An 18992-nucleotide genomic window follows, 5' to 3' on the forward strand; every position below is an offset into this window, starting at 1 on the left:
GACATGAGGGCGTTTTATCGTTTGTTGAATTACGAGCTCGGAGAGCTGTTGCGCGGCGTGCTGCTGCTATGCGCCGCGCTTATAGCAGCGTCCTGGCTGCTGGTGCGCAATGAGCTGAAGCATTACAACAGCCAGGCTGTACATGAAAGATTCGAGGATGTGTATCGTGCTTCGGGAATGCCGATCGTTTTTCTACTCTGCATGCTCGTATTGCTTGTATTATGGGCGAAGTCAATCTATTCGGCATATTGGGGCAGCAAGAGCATTTATACACTTTTAACGCTGCCTGTAAAGCGAGCAGCGCTTTATTGGAGCAAGCTATGCGCATTTGGCATTAGTCTGATGCTGCTGTTAAGCTCACAGCTTGCAGGGTTTGTGCTTGCTTATCGCGTTATGGACAATAAGATCGCTGGCTACAGCGAGGGGCAATTTGAGATGAGCAACGGCTTGTTCCTTGCTTTTATTCGTTCAGACTTTATGCGGCTGCTATGGTCGTACGATCCTGTTAATCTATTGTCTACCGCCAGTATAGTTATCGTTATCACTACCGGGCTCTATTACGGAGTCATTTGCGAGCGAAGCAAGCGCAAATGGGGCTGGGTACTGTTTCCAATCGCTATTTGGTTAATGATTGTCGTCATTAGCGCCAGATTGAATCCGGTATACGATTATCATACGCTGCAAATTGTGAGCTACAGCGCCGTATTGCTGGCGATTAGCGCGATTTTCATTTGGCATAGCATACATGTATTAAAAAAGGGAGCAATTGCGTAGGAGGCAAGCGTGATGAGAACTCAGATATGGGTAAGGGGGAAACGGCATATAGCGCTGCCGCTCGCGCTGTTGGCTGCTGTGTTTATCGTGTTCACACTAGCTCAGGTCATCGGGGCTAAGGAACAAGGGACGTATAAGATTGTAGATGAGTATGGCGATCGCGCGGTGCTTGAGGATGTCGCTATTCGCGGCAGCATTGTGGACGCCAATCACCGTACTGACTTTACATGGCAAGGAGCTGAAGTCAATACGGAAACAACGATTTATCCGCATGCGCAACATGAATGGCGCTATCGCTATGCTCCAGGCTTTTATGAGCGAATTGGCGATCATTATTATGCTGTGCACCTAGGCATGTGGATTCAAGATTATAGTATTTCCCGCCACACGTTTCGTGGCAACAAGCAGCTCGAACAGGAAACGGCCACGTTAACGGTTCCTGTAGCGCAAATTGAGGTTAAGGATGATAATAGCGCCGAATATACGAATACACTGGCATTTGGCTTGGCTGGAGCTGGCGAGGATACGTTCTTTACGGCTGTGACAACGGATGGATATAAGGGCACGAATGGCATTTATAAGCTTGTGTATAATGATTCAAGCCAGTATGTAGATCCAAGTGAGCGTCAGCCGTCGCTTCCGATTATGACATTCAGCTTGGATGCCAATGCGGACGATAATTCCTCAACCAGTATTGCGGTTTTAGGCTTGGAGGCGGTGGGCGACAAGCTCGCACTTATTTTGTTGAAGAATGATGCGCTCGTAATCGAAGGATATAGCACTGACGGTCAATGGCTTGGCGAGGCGGTTGCCTCTCCGTTTGCTCTGGTTGGCAATGAGCACGCAGAAGCCGAGAACAGCCCCAAGCATTATGAACAATATGAAGCCTACAGCAATGCTGAAAGCAATTCGCTTAGCTTAAGCTTCCGCAGCAATCAAGGGCAGCGAACCGTTGTAAGTGTAGACTTCTCGGAAGAAATCAAGCTGGCCGATGTAACGACAATAAGCACTGACAGCAGCTCGCTGCGTGAGGATTACGATTATGAGCATGGAGCGAGATTTATAACATTTAAAAATGGAAGACTCTATTATGCTGGCGCCTTCCGTGAGGTTGATGAAGACGGAGCTAACTATTTGAATGCGATGTCGCCTTTGAAATTTCTTGTCCACGTTTACGAGCATGGCGAGCAGATCTATAGAGGCGAGCTCGTGACAGATGTGAATGATGATTTGATTCGGATGCAAAATCGCAGCTTGCATGATTTTAGCTATGATGTTTTGCAGTATCGCAGCTTTTTTGAGGTGCGTATTGATGCATAGTTTTCGCAAACTCACGACTTCAGTCATGAGTTAGAAAACTTCGGATAGGGCGTGGCTTGTGCGACGTTAACTATCCGACACATGTTTAGGTGACGGTTACAATAATCCCTCTAATGTCAAGGTTTCTATAGGTAAATAACGCTGACATAGGTTAATCTTTAATCAGAGGTGATTATATGTCAGAAATAAAGCGTGGTCGTGGTTACGTCTATGCCATTCAGTACCACATCGTATGGTGCGTAACGTACCGACACAAGATACTTGTGGAAGAAATCGACGTAAGACTCAAAGAAATTCTTGTTCAGATTGCATCCGATAACAACTTCACTATAGCCGAAATTGAAAGCGACTCCGATCACATTCATCTCTTAGTAGAATGTACACCACAGCATTCAATATCTGGTATGATTAAAGCGTTAAAAGGTGTTTCCGCGAGACTTTTGTTTAAAGAGTTTCCTGAGATTAAAAAGAGATTGTGGGGAGGCCATCTTTGGAATCCTTCTTATTTTGTTGCAACAGTCAGTGAACATACAGAAGCGCAAATAAGAACGTATATCCAAAATCAGAAAGTGAAGTGAGAAGCAATGGTAGTGAATAAAGCTTATAAATTCCGGATTTATCCCACGTCAGAACAAGCGACACTCATCAACAAGACGATTGGATGCGCTCGATTTGTGTATAATCGTTTTCTAGCCCTATGGGGTGACACTTATAAAGAGACAGGAAAAGGCTTATCTTATGGAGCGTGTTCGGCTGAACTCACAAAACTAAAACAAGAAATAGACTGGTTGAAAGAACCAGACAAATTTTCTTTGCAAAATGCACTGAGGAATTTGAGTGACGCATACAATCGCTTTTTCAAAAAACAAAACGATGCGCCTAAGTTTAAGAGTAAAAACAATCCTGTACAGTCTTATCAAACAAACTACACGAATGGAAATATTGAAATGGTAGACAATCGGATCAAGTTACCTAAACTTGGACTAGTGAAATTTGCTAAAAGCCGTGAAGTGGAAGGGCGAATCCTGAACGCTACAATTACACGCAAGCCAAGCGGGAAATACTTTATATCCGTGCTTGCAGAAGCCGACATCCAAGAGTTGCCTAAAACCGGCAAAGAAGTTGGCATCGATGTTGGCTTGAAAGATTTTGCAATTCTATCCAATGGCGTAGTAGTTGGCAACCCTAAATTCTTTCGCAGATGGGAAGAAAAACTGGCAAGGGCACAGCGTAAACTTTCACGCATGATGAAAGGCAGCAGCAACTGGAACAAGCAGCGCATCAAAGTAGCGCGTATTCACGAGAAAATCATGAATGCTCGTACGGACTACTTGCATAAGATTTCAACGCATATTGTCAAAAACCACGACATCATTGCGATTGAAGATTTACAGGTAGCCAATATGGTCAAAAATCGTAAGTTAGCCAAGGCCATTCGTGAGGTATCCTGGTCGATGTTTCGTTCCATGCTAGCGTACAAAGCGCAGTGGTATGGCCGTATAGTAGTGGCTGTAGGCCCAACATTCGCATCTTCGCAATTATGCTCCTGCTGTGGCTATAAGCACAAAGATGTAAAAAACTTGAAGTTGCGTGAATGGGACTGCCCGGAATGTGGAGAGCATCACGACCGAGACTTTAATGCAAGTCTGAACATTCTTGCCGAAGGCAAAAGACTTCTTGCTGTGTAATTCTTACACGAACTGTCGGAACGACAGGGTTAGCTTGGTGAATTTCTCTTCGTTAGAAGAGACTACCCAAGAATCTCGTGACTTTAGTCATGAGAGGTTCAATAATCCGCTTTGTTAAGGGAAGAGAGGATGGCGTTCTATGATCGAAATGAATCTGGTGGAAAAACAGTATCGAGGCAATCGCAATGTGCTGTTTGTTCCAGAATTAACGATACGTCCTGGAGAGGTCACGGCTATTTTGGGAGCAAACGGAAGCGGAAAAACGACACTGCTTAAAACGATCATGGGGCTTGGCGAGGCCAACGTACAATACGGCTATATTTTAGTAGATGGCAAGCCGGTTCAGGAGCAATATGAGCAGCTCGCATTTATTACAGAGGAAGGCAGCTTTTTTCCAAATATGACGGCTGTGCAGTATGGGGAATTCCTTAACGATTTCTTCCCGCGCTTTGATCGTAGCCGTTATGAGCGGCTGCTGCAATTTTTTGAGCTTGATCCTCATATCCGTATAAAGAGAATGTCCACCGGTCAGAAGGCGAAGCTGGAAATATGCGCGGGCTTCTCCAAGGGCGCGAAATATATGTTGATGGATGAGCCGTTCAATGGCAAGGATATGTTTACGCGCCGTGATTTCTTAACGCTGATGATTTCCAGTTTGAAGGAGGATGAAGCGATCATTTTAACGACACATATTATTGATGAAATTGAAAATGTCATTGATCGCGCCATTATTTTGCATCAAGGCCGCATTAAAGCCGATGTTATGATTGACGAGCTGCGTGAAGCTGGGCAAAGCTTGCCAGAGCTAATGGCGGAAAAGGCTGGCTATAAGCCTGGTAAGCTTCAGCTATAATGAGAAAGAAATGAAGAGATTTGTTGAAATGATGGAGAATCAATTGCCTGAATCTAGCGGAGTATACTACAATAGTTGGAAAGAGCTTAAAGGAGACATTTATTATGGCTACTAAAAATTGCCCGACCTGCGGAGGAGCAGTTGACTATCGTGCTGCAGAATGCGGCTATTGCGGCTCAAGCTTTGCTGCTCAGTCGAACTTTCAGGCACCACCGCCGCCGCCACCTCCTAATCATTTATACGGGAATCAGCAAGCAGCGCCGTTTAACCAAGCTCAGGGCCAGCCGCCGCATTTCCAGCAGCATCATCAGCCATATGGGCACGCCCAATCACAGCACTACCAACAGCCGTACGGACAACCGGGAATGCATCAATATGGTCAGCCCTATTATCAGCCTGTCTATCGCAATCCGAAAAACAAAATCGCTGCAGGGCTGCTCGGCATTTTTCTAGGAGGATTCGGCATTCATAAATTTTATTTGGGCCGCATCGGTTGGGGGATTGTATATCTGCTGTTTTGCTGGACCTATATTCCGGCGATCGTCGGCTTTATTGAAGGTATTGTATACCTTGCCACGGATGAAGAACGTTTTCATATGAAGTACAGCAGATAATGCTGCCACTCAAGCAGGAAGTGTCGGGAAGCTCCCAACGCTTCCTGCTTTTATTTATACTTATTTAGCGTTGCTCAATTTCGTTGGAAACATCGCGCTCAAGATCAGAGCGGTATAGCTCATAGGCTTTGTGATACTCCATCACGCGCGCTGTATCTGCAATGAACGTCTCGTCGTAGCCTGCGCGCCGCAGCAGGTGGAAGGCGAGCTCCATGCCTGACGAGATCCCGCCTGCAGTAATGATTCGTCCGCTGTCGACTACTCTTGCATAGCTGATTTTACAGGCTGGTGCAATTTCAGCCAGCCGCTCAATTGGCACCTTTCCTGCCTGTGAAGCCTCGAGCCGATCGGGCTCTTTACGATTGGTCGCGGCTATTCCATCAAGCAGCCTCATTTTCCCGTAAACCCAAGAGCCCGTGCATACGCTTGTTAGCAGGCAAGCCTCGGGCAGTGAGTCAATAAAGCGATGCAGTCTGGCGTTATGCATTTCCTGACGAGTTCCGAATCCGCCGGGAATTAGAAAAGCATCCATATGCGGCTCATCCTGAAAGCTGTAATTCGGCATGACGGTCAAGCCAGCCTGAGTTTGAACAGGACGCAGCGCATCTGCGACAAGAAATGCCTCCAGCTCAGGGTCAAGTCGGCGAGCTACGGAAAATACGCCATAGGGAGCTGCATAATCGACAATTTCTGCATCCTTAAACACATAAATACCTAATCTAAAGCCTGATTTTATCATTTTATTTACCCTCCTGTTTCTTTACATGAATACCAGCCGCATTAACCATTTACAGTGGTTGAACTCCATGCTATCATGATTGAAATCATTTGAATAACGAAATAGTTCGATACTATCCATCGGATAATTCGATGGATTCAAGAGGAGGAGGGACACTATGCTGGAACGATTGGATGGGCGTTTTCTAGTAACCTTTCTGGCGGTTTGGAAGGAGGGAACAATTAGCGGGGCGGCTGCCAAGCTTGGCTACGTGCAGTCTACTGTGACTGCTCATATTCAGCTGCTTGAGCAAAGCTGCGGGCAGAAGCTGTTTCATCGCTTGCCCAGAGGGGTTAAGCCAACCGAGGCGGGTGAAAAGCTGGCTCGCTATGCTCGTCAATTTGCACAGCTGGGACAATCGTTGCAGGAAGCGCTCAATAGTCTGGAGCAGCCGCGCGGAGCGGTCTGGATTCGAGCGCTGGAGTCGTTCTATGTGACACGATTGACAGGGCTGTTCAGACCATTCCTCGCTCAATATCCAGAGGTATCGCTCCATCTTGAGACAGGATTTCAAGGCGATATTGTGGAGCAGGTGCTGTCTCATTCCATCGACTTCGGCATCGTGCCGAAAAATCCAATGCGAGAAGAGCTGCTCTTTGAACCGCTTATAGAGGAGAAGATGGTGCTTATCTCGTCGGCCGAGCTGGCTCGAACTATCGCGATGCAAGGCTGGGAACAGCTGCAAGGCGTACAGGTGATAGGCTTCGGCCCGCGCTGCTTGTACCAGACCGACGGCTACAAGATTTTGACTGAAATGGGGATGCCAGCCGAGATTCGTCAAGCGGAATTTCCCAGCACAGAGTTAATCCGCCAGCTTATAAAGAATGGAATGGGGATCGCTTATGTGCCAGAGATCGCACTGGAGCGTGAGCTTGCGGAAGGAACGGTTGTTGCGCTGCCTATGACTCAGCCACTGAGGCTGACTCATGGCCTTTTGCAGCATCGTGATCGGGTGCTGAACACACCAGCCAAGGTGTTCCGTCAAGAATTGCTCGATTATTTCAATGAATCTACCAGTAGGTTGAAAATAAATAGGTCATAAACTAAAAATATTAAATTCTCATTATCTAGTTTTTCGCACAAGTATTTTTTTCTGCACCTCATATAATGAATTATCAAACGAGGAGGTGTTTTTTAATATGAACAAGTTCAACGATGAGTTAATCAAAACTCCAAAATTAGCCGATGATAAAGAGGTTTCTATTAGCGGTATTCACCATCATGGTAAACGAGGTCCAACAGGCCCGACCGGTCCGACAGGCCCGACCGGTCCGACAGGTCCGACCGGTCCGACAGGTCCAATGGGTATACCAGGATTTGGAGTTACTGGCCCGACAGGTCCGACAGGTCCGACAGGTCCGACAGGTGCGACAGGTGCAATAGGCCCGACGGGACCTGGTGCAGGAGCCACAGGTCCGACAGGTCCAACAGGACCATCAGGTCCGACAGGTCCAGCAGGTCCTGAGTCTGTAGCCTATGTTGCGAGCACGGAGGAACAAACGGTAGCACCTGCAACAGCGCTTGGAGTACCGGGTGGAGCTGTTACCTTCAATTATTCTGTTATTAACGGTACAGCGGTCACATTTACTACTCCATCCAGCATTAACATTAATGAACCTGGCTTTTATAACATTAGCTGGGAAGTATTCCCTGTGGAGGGCAATACAGCGTTTGCTCTATTTTTTGATCCTGTTGGCGGTGCTCCAATAGCTATGGTCCCTGCCAGCAATTACGGCTCTGGATCGGGTAACCAGCCGTACCAAGGCCAAGTTATTTTCCAGTTTACCTCAGCCGGCGTATTGACATTGAATCGTATCGACACGACGGGGACTGTTATACTTCAAAATCAAGTTGGTGGATCAGGTCCTGCTGTAATCAGCGCGTCTATTGTTATTGAGAAAGTAGGCTAGTATAGACAGAAGAAGCCCTGCTGCTCTCTAAACGCTAAAGAGTAGAGGCCAGATCATTACTGAAGCAATCGGCAGCTTATTAGTTCGCTCCGATTGCTTCAGTGCCTTTGGCTGACACGAGCATTGCGCCATTGCTCATAAAAGCTGCTACAGCTCGAACGCCATTAAATCCCGTCCAACTGTAATTTTTCCTTCATAGATGTCCCGCATTCCCCGCGTATATTCGTTTTCCGCTGCTTCCTCCGGGATCGGAGCGGGGATATGATGCGTCAACACCAAATGCTTAACGTTCGCTTCGCGGGCGATTTCGGCAGCCTGCAGCGTCGTCGTATGATATTTTGCTGGATTGGCAAGCGCCAGCTTATAGGCTGGGTGCTCCGCGATTAGCAGCTCCAGCCATTCCTTGTTGTAGGCTTCATGTACGAGCAGATTCACATTTCGGCTATACTTGACCATATTTTCCACTGGAACGGTATCGCCTGAAATGACGATTGATTTGTCTTTATATTCAAATTTGTACGCGACCGCTGGATAAACAGGCCGATGGTCAACCTCAAACGCCGTAATTTTCACGCCGCCTTCTTCATATACAATGCCCTCGTTGCATTCTACATACTGAATATCCTGCCCTTTAGAGGAGGATAGATTGAAGTTAACTCGCAGCTTTACATCAAACTCAAACGACTCTCTCATTTTTTGAATGATAGCCTTGGTCGTCTCTGGCCCGTATACGTTCATCGGCCCCGTTCTTCCTTCAAACACACGCCCAGGGATGATATGAGTTCGCCAGCTCGTAATAAACAGATCGAAAAAGCCGGAGTTATGGTCATAATGATGATGGGTAAAGAAAACATCGCTAATTCGTTGCGGCATAATGCCTGCTTTAATCAACTGGTCAACGACTGCTCCGCCGCAGTCTACCAGAAAAGCCTTGCTTCCTGCCAGTACAGCGACGCTCGGCTTGGCTCGCCCGTAAAACGCTCTCGGCGACCCTGTTCCAAGCAGCACAACCTTAAGCTGGTCGTGGTATTCAGGCAATAGATGAGCTTGCGGTTGAATATACATTTTAATCCCTCCATAACGCTTCTGAGAAAATGCTTTGCGGCTGCAAGATGACGATTTTCTCTCGTTCGTAGTCGATAACTCCTTTTTTGCGCCAGCGGCTTAAAAATTCGGTAATTTTTTGCCTGCTGCATCCGATCATAAATGATATTTCTTCATGGGTAAGCGGCAGCGTTGTAGAGTAGACGCCGTTTTCCTTTTCTGCGTATTTCATCAGCATCCAGGCAAGCCGCCAAGGAACGGGTCTGCATGTAAGCACCTCGACAAAGCTTTGCGTATCCAGCAAGCGAGCGGCCATCATCCCAGCCATTAGCTGCCAAAGCTCAGGCTGCTGATTGGCATAATTGAACCATTCAACGGCAGGCATCGAATAAACGGTGCAGCTTGTTAAGCATTGCGCATAACGCTCGCGCATCTCAGTCTTCGCCAAAATTTCCGCAGCGCCAAAAATTTCTCCATATTTTCTTAAAAACAAGGTGATGCTTTGACCATCCCAGCCATCGTGGGAAACCTTAACCCATCCGCTTTCCAGAAAATAAATGCGATTCGTTTTTTCATTGATCCGAAAAAGATAATCATTTTTTGCAAGTAGCCTTTTTTCTCCATACATTTTGAAAAACTGCCGCAAATGATCCATGTCGACGCCTCCGTTCATGATCATCTACGCTCCGAATGCTCGCAAGCTTTATATTACCAAGAGAACTCGCAACAAAATGTCACCTATGTGACAGAAGCGGCGATTCGGTTCGTATACAATCATTTTATATCTTATTAATTTTATAGGATTTATCAGATTTGGCAACGGGGGTGAAGATGATGGCAGATCAAATCGTACTGGAAAATATTCATAAAACATTTATTTCGAAACGGAACGAACCGCTGCATGTGCTTGAGCAGGTTGAGCTGACGATTCGCGAAGGTGAATTTGTATCGCTGCTAGGACCGTCCGGGTGCGGCAAATCGACGATTCTAAATATTATTGCCGGACTGGAAAGCCCAAGCTCTGGCCAAATACATGTAAATGGAAGAAGCATAAGCGGTCCGGGGAATGATCGGATTGTCGTATTTCAGGAGGCAGGGCTTTTCCCTTGGATGAATGTGTTGGACAATGTGATGTACGGCTTGCGCCTGAAAAAAATGAAGCGGAAGGAAGCGCGCGAGAAAGCGATAGCGTGGTTGAAGAAGGTTCACTTGGGCAAATATTTGGACGCATATCCCTACGAGCTGTCGGGAGGCATGAAGCAGCGTGTGGCAATTGCCAGAGCCTTGGTGATGGAGCCGGAAATTTTGCTGATGGACGAGCCGTTTGCGGCATTGGATGAACAAACGCGCATGGTGTTGCATCAGGAGCTGGAATCGCTATGGCGAGAAACCGGGAAAACGATCATTTTTGTAACGCACAATATTCGCGAAGCGCTTATGCTTTCCGATCGGATCGTGCTGATGAAAACACGGCCAGGCGGCATAAAGAAGCAATATGATGTACAGGCGGCGCGACCGCGCAATCCTTCCGACAGCGTGCTGGTTCATTTGGAGCAAAAAATATTGGTGGAGCTGGAGGATGAAATGGAAAAGGTGCTAAGGGAGGAATTCGGCATTGATTACAGTCTTAAGAAGAATAACATTCATTCTGATTCTCGTTATGATATGGGAGGCTATATCTAAGCTTGGGCTGTTTCCGGCATTTTTGTGGCCGCCGTTCATTGTTCCTGTCGAGCCTGGCGGCGTAACGATTATGAAAACCTTTGTTAACGGCTTAATGTCAGGCCAATTGATCAATGCCACGCTCGTATCGCTGCAAAGCCTGCTGCTCGGCTTTGTGATATCGGTCGTCGTCGGGCTTGTGCTCGGCTTTCTCATTTACAGCAGCAAATGGATAGAGGATACGCTCGGGTTTGTCGTAACGGCGCTGCAATCTGTGCCGAATATAGTTTGGCTGCCGCTAGCGATTCTTTGGTTTGGCTTAGGGTTCTCCTCTGTACTATTTATCGTTGTGCTCGGTGCGGCATTAAGCATTACGATTACCTCGAGCTCCGGCTTCAAGAGTGTGCCGCCTATTCAAATTAGAGCGGCGAGAACGATGGGCGCGAGCGGCTTCCAGCTGTTCCGCACCATTATTTTTCCTTCCTCGGTGCCGCACATCATATCCGGCTTGCGCCTGGCATGGGCTTTAGCCTGGAGAGCTGTGCTGGCAGGCGAGCTGCTGGGAGGAGGCGGTGGCCTCGGCACGCTGCTTGATATGGGAAGGTCGATTCAGGCGATGGATCTCGTGTTCAGCATTATGATCATTATCGGTATAATAGGCACCTTGATTGATCATGTTGTGTTTTTGCAGCTGGAGAAAGCGGTGTTGAAACGCTGGGGCTTGCAGTCGAATACAGCCTAAAAGCAGAAGCAGGGCAAATAAGCTTGCGTTATGGACGAATAAATGTGAAATGGGTGACGTTATGATGAAACAGTTAAAATCAGGGGGCTTTATCCTTATACTATTGCTGGCGATGCTTGCTGCGGGCTGCGGGACGAAGGACGGCGATGTACAGCCGGACAGCCTTAATGCAGCTAAAGAGGTGCGCATCGGTTATTTTCCTAATATGACGCATATCGCGACGATTATCGCGCTGGAAAACGATTACTTTGAAGAAGCAGTGGGCAGCGATATTCAAATTGTGACTAAAACCTTTGCAGATGGCGCAGCGTTTATGGAGGGCATGTCGACGGATACGATCGATCTTGGCACCGTAGGGCCAACGCCAGTGATCAACAATTACGTGAAAAACCCGGCTCATCAAATTATTGCGGGTGCGATTAACGCTGGCGCTGTGCTCGTCGTCAGGGAGGATTCGGATATTCAAAGCGTGGCCGATCTCGATGGAAAAAAGATTGCGATTCCGGCAATAGGCGGCACGCAGGATATTATGCTGATGAAGGAGCTGAAGGAGGCCGGATTATCTGTTAAACTAAACGGCGGCACAGTAGAAACGATCAAGCAAGCGCCTGCCGATACCGCAGCGTTATTTTTGCGCAAGGATGTAGATGCAGCGGCAACGCAGGAGCCTTGGGGCGTTAATTTGCAGCATAAGGCGAATGCCAAGGTTTTGCTAGACTCGGATGAGTTTGCCTGGGGCAATGAATCGACCAACACTGTGCTCGTAGCGGCAAAGTCGTTTACCGAAGCCAATCCCGATGTGACAACAAGCATTGTGCAGGCACATATCAAGGCGATTGCCTTCATTAACGAGCATCCGGAGGAAGCTGTGCAGCTGTTCATCGACCATATTAAGGAGATTACGAACCAGCAGCTGGAAACTGAGGAGGTAACCTTGGCGCTTGCGCGCAGCATTCCGACATATGACATCAATGAACAGGTTCTTAAGGAAATGACGACGATTAGCAAGGAAGCGGGCTATATCGCCAATGATAATATTGAAGGGCTTATCAATTTAAGCTATCTTGAGCAAGCGTTGCAGCAATAATTTAATGTAAAGTGCACTTGACATGGAAAGTGGTTTCGTTTAGACTTAATGTAAAGTTAACTTTACATGGAGAGGATGCTTATGAATAATCGGATTCGCGAGCTGCGTGCTCAGGTCGATATGACCCAGGAGCAGCTTGCAGAACTGGTCGGAGTATCTCGCCAATCGATTATCGCGATTGAAAATGAGAGATACAACCCATCGCTTGAGCTGGCATACAAAATTTCCAAAACATTTCACAGAAGCATTGAGGACGTATTTATTTTTGAAAAGGAGGACAAATAGATGGAATATGTGGGTATTTTCGGTGGTTTGACACTTGGCATATTAGGCTGGTTCTTTGGCAGAGAGGCCGCTCGCAAAAGAGGTGGGCTGGATGAAATGAACAACTATATATGGACGAAGGCTCGCTCTACCTCCTGGTACTTTACTGCGGCTGCTATTTATGTGCTCATGACGCTAGAGCTGCTTGGCGTTGAGCTGAGCATAATACCAGCGCTGTCCATCCTGCTGTTCGTTCATTTGTCCAGCTGGGCTGTGGCCGGATTGTTGTATTCGTCGCGACTTATTCAAAACGTGCCGAATTATACAATTGTTCTCTCAAGCGTAATCTTTGCATTCTTTCTGCTGTTTTTTGTTTGCGTGTCGCTCTTTACGGACAATTGGAAGTTTTTACTTGCTGCTATTCCGCCAATCTTAATGAATACGATCATTATGGTTATTGTTGCCCGAAAGGCTAAGCGCGCCAATCCGAATGGAAACGGGACATAGAATCCGATGAAAAAGAGCAACAGGAAAGTGCGAGTTACTCACCTTCCTGCTGCTCTATTTTTCGGTTAGCTAACGACCTATTCAGCTTTAACCAGTATTTTAACCTGGTTTTTCTCTTTCAACAGCGCTTCAAAGCCTTGCTCTACCGCATCATCTAACGATATGCGTTTTGTTACAAGCTTCTCGGCAGAGAAGAAGCCTCTCTCCATTAAGCTGATGACCGCAGGGAATACGTTGCGGTAGCCAATAATGCCTTTAACGGTCCGCTCCATCATGACAATGTTGTTCGGCATAATCGCAGCTTCCTTTTCCCAAATGCTGACGATCATAAGCTCTCCTCCAACCTTGGTGGAATTAAGCGCCTGAGACAGCACTGGGCCGACGCCTGTCACCTCATAGGTAACGTCCGCACCGCCGTTAGTACGGTTATGAATTTCACTGACTACATCATATTGGGCAGGATCAATGACAATTGCGCCAAGCTCCTCTGCCTTTTGCTTGCGTTCAGGAGAAAGCTCCACCGCATAAATTTCAGCGGCGCCAGAAGCCTTCAATGCTTCAATAACGAGCAGACCAATGGGACCCGCACCGAATACGACCGCTTTGTCGCCAGCCTTCAGCTTGCTTTGACGAACCGCATGCAGCGCGACGGCAGACGGCTCAACGAGCGCCCCTTGCTCATACGATACGTTATCTGGAATTTTATGCACCATATGCTGCTCGACCGCAACATATTCAGAGAAGCCGCCACCGCCGCCAGCCAGACCGAGAAAGCCCATTTTCGGGCAAAGATTGTAATAGCCCTGCTTGCATACCTCGCATTCTCCGCATGCAAAAACAGGCTCAACGACGACTCGATCGCCAGCCTTCAAATTCGCAACGCCTTCGCCAACCTCGACAATTTGTCCGGAAAATTCATGTCCCATTACGATAGGAGCTTTCTCTCCAGTTAGCGGGTGCGTATCAGCTTGCGGAATGAAAATTGGACCTGCTGTATACTCATGCAGGTCGCTGCCGCAAATGCCGCACCATTCAACCTTGATTTTCACTTTGCCGGGAAGAGCTGCCGGCTCCTCGATATGCTCCACTCTTAAATCCTTCAGACCATGCCAACGCAATGCTTTCACTACTGTCATCTCCTTAACATTTAAAACAGAGTAATGATATCGATAAAATATCATGGAAAAATAAAATGAATTAGGAAACGTTTCCGATAATTAATTGTGTCACTTTCTTTACAATTTGTCAAATTTGCAAAGGGAAAATCTCGATGTTCACTTGTCTGCAATATTTATGATATGATGAGGCAAGTAAGCAAAAGCAGGATTAAAACAGGAAACAATTTCAGTCTAAGAGGTGAACGCCTTGAAAAACCAAAAAATTACGATTGAGGATGTTGCTCAGCATGCAGGAGTTGGCATCGCCACAGTATCGCGAGCGATTAACAATACAGGCGGAATCAGTCCGCGAACAAAAGCAAAGGTGCTGGCAGCGGTTGAGGAGCTTGGCTTCGTGCCTAATTCGTCCGCCAAAAGCTTGAAGGTTCGGCAAACGAGTCAAATTGCACTGGCTGTTCCCGATGTTCGCAACGCCTTCGTTCCCGAGGTCGCTTATGCGGTGGAGCAGGCAGCAAAGCATTACGGCTATCGGGTTGTGCAAATCAACACCTTGGGCAATGCAAGAGCTGAGCTTGAGCTGCTGCGAGATGTGAAGAAGCTGCATGTTGACGGGCTTATTATTTTGCCGCTCGCTTATCCGAAGACGTTGAAGGATTTAATTAATAAAAGCAATTTGCCGATTTCGGTCATTAACTATGGGAAGAAGATGGATGCCGACGTGAAGGCGGATATCGTCAGCATGTCCACGCAGGAGGGCAAGCTGGTCATGCAGCATTTGCAAAGCATTGGCCGAACGAGAATCGGCTATGCCGGCGCATTTAAGGAAATTATTGAAGAGCGCTTTTTTGCTTATGAGGATGCGCTGGACAGCTTTGATCGCTCGCTTGTTTATTTTGGAGAGGACTTCTCCTTGCAGACCGGCATTAAAGCTGCCGATTACTTTGTCGGGCTTGCGCAAATGCCTGATGCAATTTATGCAGGCAATGATATGGTAGCAATTGGCCTGATCAATCGCTTTAAGGAGCTTGGCGTTGCAGTTCCCAAGGATGTCGCTATTGTCGGCATCGACAACATTTGGTGGGGGACGGTCATTTCGCCTAAGCTGAGCACGGTTTCGATTATGAGCACCGAGGTCGCAAAGGTAGCGACCGAGCTTTTGCTGCAGCGCATTCAGGAGCAGAAAACAGGACTGTATGAGCGCGTCCAATTTGAGCCGCGTTTGATCGTCAGGGAATCCAGCGTAGAAGTGACGCAGACGACCCAAAGACTGTGAAGACGCACCGCAGGACGATTAAAATCCTCTCATCATTATCAGAATTAAAGCTCCGTCATTTAAGGTGAATCCCTTTACTGACGCATTTTCAGCGCCATTTTCCGAGATGGCGCTGTTTCTCATTATCCTTGTTTTACCATAAAAGCAGCTCTCCTAACTCATGTATAATGGTCCATGTCGAAGGAGGGGAAATGATGTTAAATAAACGATCGATTGTCGCATTGTTATTGATCATGGCTTTAGCCTGGTCAACGAGCAGCGTTTCAGCGCAAACGCCTGGAATTACGACTGTGTATATTAACGACCAGCCGGTTAAAACGACTGCGATTTTGCAGAATGGCTACCAGCTTATACCGGCTTCATTTTTTCGAAATGTGAATGCTTCTGTTGTCTGGAACGCGCCTCAGCGCACTGCTATGCTTAAGACGCCAGCAATGGAGCTCGGATTTCCAATAGGCGAGCGTTATACGCAATATCGCCGCAGTGCAAGTGCGGGGTGGCAGCAGGACAGCTTGCAACTGCGAACGGTACTGCTCAATGGTACTACATATGTACCGCTTGCTTATACGGCAAGAAAGCTTGGCATGGCGGTGCAATATGATACACAGAAGCGCGCCGCGATTATTTCGACGGGTGATGGCAATTTTGTTTCGATGGCCAAGCAGGACGGGCCGACCTCAGAAGAGCTTCACTGGCTGTATCAAATTACAGAAGCGGAAGCAGGCGGGGAGAGCTACACCAGCAAGGTAGCGGTTGCCGCATCCATATTGAATCGGGTCGCCAGCCCTGAATGGCCCAATTCTATTATCGAGACGATTTTTCAGGTAGATTACTATCATGGCAAAGCGTACTATCAATATTCTCCGGTGCTGGACAAGCGAATCTATCAAGTGAAGCCGAGCCAGGAGACGAAGCGCGCTGTACAAGAAGCGCTGAACGGCACTGATCCGAGCCGCGGAGCGACCGTCTTCTACAATCCGAAGAAGACCGATAATGAATGGGTGCGCAGCCGTCCGGTCACTGTTCGTCTTGGCAATCATGTTTTTGCAAAATAGCTGAAGCCAGCATGGACAGACGCATTTACAATACTTTCACACGCCATTAATATTGCGCAAATACTTTAGCAGTAATTTATAAGTAATAAAATACTCGGGTAGAGACGATGAGAAAACCCAAACTAGCTGAACGTTGCAGGCCTGTACGATGTACAAGCGCTTTGTAAATGTTTTGTTCTAGTTGGGTTTTTTATTTTACATAGGCTTTACACTACATTAACATCGAAAAAATACGGCGAAGGTAGAGTAGTAAGAAGCGAAAGGGGGAGGTAGCATGCAGAAGCAGCATATGGATGAACTGCCTATTATAGCTTCGATTACAAAACCGGAACAGATTGAAGCAGTGTTGAAGAGCAAGGTGAAGAGGGTGAATTTGATGACTGGCGATATGATGACCTTATCATCAATCGTCTCAGAGCTGCACAAAGCCGGCAAGCAGGTGCATGTTCATTTGGAAATGGTAAGCGGTCTTGGGAGAGATCTTTCTGCCGTTCAATATTTGAGTAAAACATTCGGCATAGATGGAATTGTTTCCACGAAGTCCAACATGATTGCTGCGGCACGCCAGGTTGGAATCGGTTCGATTCAGCGCATTTTCGCAATCGACACGGCTGCGGTGGAAACGGCGATTAAAATGATCGGGCAGGTGCAGCCTGATGAGGTTGAGCTTATGCCGGGACTGATGCCGCGAGTCATTCGAGACTTGAAGCAGAAAATTAATAGCCCATTGATTGTCGGCGGGCTCATTCGCCATGAGGAGGAAATACGCCAGGCGCTGGCTAATGGTGCCGATTATGTCTCGATCGGGGACAAGCGCTACTGGCTCTAAATGAAGGCGGAAGCTTGAGTGAAGGCGGAGGCTTTCAAACAGGAACGGACCAGTCAAACACGGGTGGAGATGCTGAGAAAACCCACAAGCTAAAACAACATTCAAAAACTTGAGAGGAGCATGACAAGTAATGAACAAGAAAAAATTAGCAACCACCATGATGGCAGGGGCGCTGGCAGTTGTCGTAACGGCGTGCGGCGGACAAGCAACGAACGGAGGGGCGAATGGCACAGGGGGCAATAGCGAGCCAGTAGATGTGGAGCCGGCAAAAGTTGTCGAGGATACGTCGCCGGTTACGATCCAGTACTGGCACTCCCATGCCGAAGCGCAAATGGAAGGCTTGAATTACATGCTGGAGGAATTTTCGAAAAAGTATCCGCATATTACGGTCGAGGCTGTATTCCAGGGCGGATATGATGATCTGCATAAAAAGCTGCAAGCGGCTGTAGCGGCCAAGGATGTGCCTGCTGTAACCAATGTAGAGGTTTCCTCATTGCCGACCTTCGGTGAGAGCGGCGTATTTGCCGATTTGACGCCATGGATTTTGCGCGATCAAACTCCGCTTGATGATTTCTCCGAGGGAATGATTAATTCCTATGCCTTCAATGGCAAGCAATACGGCTTCCCACTAATCGTCAGCACGAGCGTTTTCGTTTACAATAAAACGCTGCTGGACGAGCTTAATGTGCAGCCGCCGCAAACATGGAGTGAAATCGACGCATTTAACGAGGCTGTAACGCTTAAGGAAAACGGTCAAACGACGCGCTATGCCTTCTCTGTTCCGGGCTGGGATGCCTGGTACTTCGATCCGTGGATGATTAATGGCGGCGGACAAATTTTAACCGATGATCAATCGGCATCAGCGGTAGAGACGCCAGAGTCGATGCGTTATATTGAAAATTTCTATAAATGGAAAACAGATGGCCACATGCACATCGGCTACGGCAAGGGTGCATCCAACACGATGCGTCAAATGTTCCTCGATGGCGAGATCGCAATGGTTCAGCACACATCAGCCAATATTAAAATGTATCGCGAAAATGCAGATTTTGAGATTGGCGTTTCCTTTATCCCTGGCGATGTTACACGCATTTCCAACATTGGCGGAGCGGGTATTGCGATGATGGAAGGGGCCAGCGAGCTGGAGAAGGAAGCAGCCTGGAAGTTTATTGAGTTTATGACATCTGCTGAGCATAACATCAAGTGGGCGGAAGCTGTCGGCTACCTGCCAACACGCAAATCTGCAATTGAGTCGGAGGAAGGCAAGCAATATTTCGAAAGATGGCCGCAATACCGCGCAGTACTGGAGCATTTTGATGATGTAACGCCGCGTTTGCAGCATATCGCTTATCCGGAATTTAGAAGCCATTATATTGAAGTAATGGGCGAGCTTGCGCTGAACAACGTGGACCCGGCAACGCTAATGCCACAGGCCGCGGAGAAAATTAACGAAGTATTGGCGGATTATGAGTGA

The 18992-nt window shown here is 47.5% G+C and carries 21 protein-coding genes; 17 read left to right on the forward strand and 4 right to left on the reverse strand.

Features of this window, described 5'->3' with window-relative positions; translation table 11 throughout:
* Positions 1–3: 3 nt before the first annotated feature.
* The 6 genes from KJS52_RS10950 to KJS52_RS10975 all read left to right on the forward strand — a co-directional run bounded on the left by KJS52_RS10950 (position 4) and on the right by KJS52_RS10975 (position 5249).
* The gene (locus KJS52_RS10950) at positions 4–774 is read left to right on the forward strand and encodes an ABC transporter permease (protein WP_213514904.1); all 771 of its coding nucleotides are present in this window, start codon (positions 4–6) and stop codon (positions 772–774) included.
* Positions 775–786: 12 nt separating this feature from the next.
* Positions 787–2094 carry an NUDIX hydrolase gene (locus KJS52_RS10955; protein ID WP_213514906.1) on the forward strand — a complete coding sequence of 436 codons (1308 nt, stop codon included), beginning with the start codon at positions 787–789 and terminating at the stop codon, positions 2092–2094.
* Between the two features lie 176 nt (positions 2095–2270).
* Entirely contained in the window at positions 2271–2672 is a 402-nt protein-coding gene (gene tnpA / locus KJS52_RS10960) for an IS200/IS605 family transposase (protein WP_213514908.1), read from the forward strand.
* A 6-nt stretch (positions 2673–2678) separates the two neighbouring features.
* Complete coding sequence (gene tnpB, locus KJS52_RS10965) at positions 2679–3782, forward strand: IS200/IS605 family element RNA-guided endonuclease TnpB (protein ID WP_213514910.1); 1104 nt, start codon at positions 2679–2681, stop codon at positions 3780–3782.
* Between the two features lie 139 nt (positions 3783–3921).
* Positions 3922–4635 (forward strand): ATP-binding cassette domain-containing protein, encoded by a 714-nt coding sequence (locus tag KJS52_RS10970; RefSeq protein ID WP_213514912.1) that lies wholly within the window; start codon positions 3922–3924, stop codon positions 4633–4635.
* A 365-nt stretch (positions 4636–5000) separates the two neighbouring features.
* Positions 5001–5249: a TM2 domain-containing protein gene (locus KJS52_RS10975; protein ID WP_213515171.1), complete on the forward strand. Its 249-nt coding sequence runs from the start codon at positions 5001–5003 to the stop codon at positions 5247–5249.
* Between the two features lie 64 nt (positions 5250–5313).
* On the opposite strand, the gene KJS52_RS10980 is transcribed toward KJS52_RS10975, so the two are convergent.
* Positions 5314–5988: a DJ-1/PfpI family protein gene (locus KJS52_RS10980; protein WP_213514914.1), complete on the reverse strand. Its 675-nt coding sequence runs from the start codon at positions 5986–5988 to the stop codon at positions 5314–5316.
* A 157-nt stretch (positions 5989–6145) separates the two neighbouring features.
* Between KJS52_RS10980 and KJS52_RS10985 the strand changes: the two genes are divergently transcribed.
* Both KJS52_RS10985 and KJS52_RS10990 read left to right on the forward strand, forming a co-directional pair.
* Positions 6146–7069, forward strand: a complete 924-nt coding sequence (locus tag KJS52_RS10985) for a LysR family transcriptional regulator (RefSeq protein ID WP_213514916.1) — start codon at positions 6146–6148, stop codon at positions 7067–7069.
* A 97-nt stretch (positions 7070–7166) separates the two neighbouring features.
* Positions 7167–7937 (forward strand): collagen-like protein, encoded by a 771-nt coding sequence (locus KJS52_RS10990; RefSeq protein WP_246563416.1) that lies wholly within the window; start codon positions 7167–7169, stop codon positions 7935–7937.
* Between the two features lie 147 nt (positions 7938–8084).
* On the opposite strand, the gene KJS52_RS10995 is transcribed toward KJS52_RS10990, so the two are convergent.
* A complete protein-coding gene (locus tag KJS52_RS10995) occupies positions 8085–9002 on the reverse strand; it encodes an MBL fold metallo-hydrolase (RefSeq protein WP_213514918.1) in 918 nt (305 codons plus the stop codon).
* 1 nt (position 9003) lies between these two features.
* Positions 9004–9654, reverse strand: coding sequence for a Crp/Fnr family transcriptional regulator (locus tag KJS52_RS11000; protein ID WP_213514920.1), 651 nt, complete (start codon positions 9652–9654; stop codon positions 9004–9006).
* Between the two features lie 161 nt (positions 9655–9815).
* On the opposite strand from KJS52_RS11000, the gene KJS52_RS11005 reads away from it, so the two are divergent.
* The 5 genes from KJS52_RS11005 (at position 9816) to KJS52_RS11025 (ending at position 13243) form a co-directional block, all read left to right on the forward strand.
* The gene (locus KJS52_RS11005) at positions 9816–10664 is read left to right on the forward strand and encodes an ABC transporter ATP-binding protein (RefSeq protein WP_213514922.1); all 849 of its coding nucleotides are present in this window, start codon (positions 9816–9818) and stop codon (positions 10662–10664) included.
* Positions 10642–11385: an ABC transporter permease gene (locus KJS52_RS11010; protein WP_213514924.1), complete on the forward strand. Its 744-nt coding sequence runs from the start codon at positions 10642–10644 to the stop codon at positions 11383–11385. Before KJS52_RS11005 ends, KJS52_RS11010 begins: the two co-directional genes overlap by 23 nt.
* Positions 11386–11449: 64 nt before the next feature.
* Positions 11450–12472: an ABC transporter substrate-binding protein gene (locus KJS52_RS11015; RefSeq protein WP_306433577.1), complete on the forward strand. Its 1023-nt coding sequence runs from the start codon at positions 11450–11452 to the stop codon at positions 12470–12472.
* An 81-nt stretch (positions 12473–12553) separates the two neighbouring features.
* On the forward strand, positions 12554–12757 hold the full coding sequence (locus tag KJS52_RS11020) for a helix-turn-helix transcriptional regulator (protein ID WP_213514928.1): 204 nt from the start codon (positions 12554–12556) through the stop codon (positions 12755–12757).
* Entirely contained in the window at positions 12758–13243 is a 486-nt protein-coding gene (locus KJS52_RS11025; RefSeq protein ID WP_213514930.1) for a hypothetical protein, read from the forward strand.
* 77 nt (positions 13244–13320) lie between these two features.
* Here KJS52_RS11025 and KJS52_RS11030 read toward each other — a convergent pair whose 3' ends face one another.
* Positions 13321–14370, reverse strand: coding sequence for a 2,3-butanediol dehydrogenase (locus tag KJS52_RS11030; RefSeq protein ID WP_213514932.1), 1050 nt, complete (start codon positions 14368–14370; stop codon positions 13321–13323).
* Positions 14371–14608: 238 nt separating this feature from the next.
* Between KJS52_RS11030 and KJS52_RS11035 the strand changes: the two genes are divergently transcribed.
* The 4 genes from KJS52_RS11035 to KJS52_RS11050 all read left to right on the forward strand — a co-directional run bounded on the left by KJS52_RS11035 (position 14609) and on the right by KJS52_RS11050 (position 18992).
* Positions 14609–15634 (forward strand): LacI family DNA-binding transcriptional regulator, encoded by a 1026-nt coding sequence (locus KJS52_RS11035; RefSeq protein WP_213514934.1) that lies wholly within the window; start codon positions 14609–14611, stop codon positions 15632–15634.
* Between the two features lie 194 nt (positions 15635–15828).
* Positions 15829–16689, forward strand: a complete 861-nt coding sequence (locus tag KJS52_RS11040; RefSeq protein ID WP_213514936.1) for a cell wall hydrolase — start codon at positions 15829–15831, stop codon at positions 16687–16689.
* Between the two features lie 274 nt (positions 16690–16963).
* Positions 16964–17518 carry a glycerol-3-phosphate responsive antiterminator gene (locus KJS52_RS11045; protein ID WP_246563418.1) on the forward strand — a complete coding sequence of 185 codons (555 nt, stop codon included), beginning with the start codon at positions 16964–16966 and terminating at the stop codon, positions 17516–17518.
* Positions 17519–17648: 130 nt separating this feature from the next.
* A complete protein-coding gene (locus KJS52_RS11050) occupies positions 17649–18992 on the forward strand; it encodes an ABC transporter substrate-binding protein (protein WP_246563420.1) in 1344 nt (447 codons plus the stop codon).

This window comes from Paenibacillus montaniterrae, from assembly GCF_018403185.1.
Lineage (GTDB): Bacteria > Bacillota > Bacilli > Paenibacillales > Paenibacillaceae > Pristimantibacillus > Pristimantibacillus montaniterrae.

What these genes read in the sequence shown, in the direction of transcription:
- KJS52_RS10950 (WP_213514904.1), top strand. Translation starts at nt 4, where the DNA reads ATGAGGGCGTTTTATCGTTTGTTGAATTACGAGCTCGGAGAGCTGTTG.
- KJS52_RS10955 (WP_213514906.1), top strand. Translation starts at nt 787, where the DNA reads ATGAGAACTCAGATATGGGTAAGGGGGAAACGGCATATAGCGCTGCCG.
- tnpA (WP_213514908.1), top strand. Translation starts at nt 2,271, where the DNA reads ATGTCAGAAATAAAGCGTGGTCGTGGTTACGTCTATGCCATTCAGTAC.
- tnpB (WP_213514910.1), top strand. Translation starts at nt 2,679, where the DNA reads ATGGTAGTGAATAAAGCTTATAAATTCCGGATTTATCCCACGTCAGAA.
- KJS52_RS10970 (WP_213514912.1), top strand. Translation starts at nt 3,922, where the DNA reads ATGATCGAAATGAATCTGGTGGAAAAACAGTATCGAGGCAATCGCAAT.
- KJS52_RS10975 (WP_213515171.1), top strand. Translation starts at nt 5,001, where the DNA reads ATGCATCAATATGGTCAGCCCTATTATCAGCCTGTCTATCGCAATCCG.
- KJS52_RS10980 (WP_213514914.1), bottom strand. Translation starts at nt 5,988, where the DNA reads ATGATAAAATCAGGCTTTAGATTAGGTATTTATGTGTTTAAGGATGCA.
- KJS52_RS10985 (WP_213514916.1), top strand. Translation starts at nt 6,146, where the DNA reads ATGCTGGAACGATTGGATGGGCGTTTTCTAGTAACCTTTCTGGCGGTT.
- KJS52_RS10990 (WP_246563416.1), top strand. Translation starts at nt 7,167, where the DNA reads ATGAACAAGTTCAACGATGAGTTAATCAAAACTCCAAAATTAGCCGAT.
- KJS52_RS10995 (WP_213514918.1), bottom strand. Translation starts at nt 9,002, where the DNA reads ATGTATATTCAACCGCAAGCTCATCTATTGCCTGAATACCACGACCAG.
- KJS52_RS11000 (WP_213514920.1), bottom strand. Translation starts at nt 9,654, where the DNA reads ATGAACGGAGGCGTCGACATGGATCATTTGCGGCAGTTTTTCAAAATG.
- KJS52_RS11005 (WP_213514922.1), top strand. Translation starts at nt 9,816, where the DNA reads ATGGCAGATCAAATCGTACTGGAAAATATTCATAAAACATTTATTTCG.
- KJS52_RS11010 (WP_213514924.1), top strand. Translation starts at nt 10,642, where the DNA reads ATGATATGGGAGGCTATATCTAAGCTTGGGCTGTTTCCGGCATTTTTG.
- KJS52_RS11015 (WP_306433577.1), top strand. Translation starts at nt 11,450, where the DNA reads ATGAAACAGTTAAAATCAGGGGGCTTTATCCTTATACTATTGCTGGCG.
- KJS52_RS11020 (WP_213514928.1), top strand. Translation starts at nt 12,554, where the DNA reads ATGAATAATCGGATTCGCGAGCTGCGTGCTCAGGTCGATATGACCCAG.
- KJS52_RS11025 (WP_213514930.1), top strand. Translation starts at nt 12,758, where the DNA reads ATGGAATATGTGGGTATTTTCGGTGGTTTGACACTTGGCATATTAGGC.
- KJS52_RS11040 (WP_213514936.1), top strand. Translation starts at nt 15,829, where the DNA reads ATGTTAAATAAACGATCGATTGTCGCATTGTTATTGATCATGGCTTTA.
- KJS52_RS11045 (WP_246563418.1), top strand. Translation starts at nt 16,964, where the DNA reads ATGCAGAAGCAGCATATGGATGAACTGCCTATTATAGCTTCGATTACA.
- KJS52_RS11050 (WP_246563420.1), top strand. Translation starts at nt 17,649, where the DNA reads ATGAACAAGAAAAAATTAGCAACCACCATGATGGCAGGGGCGCTGGCA.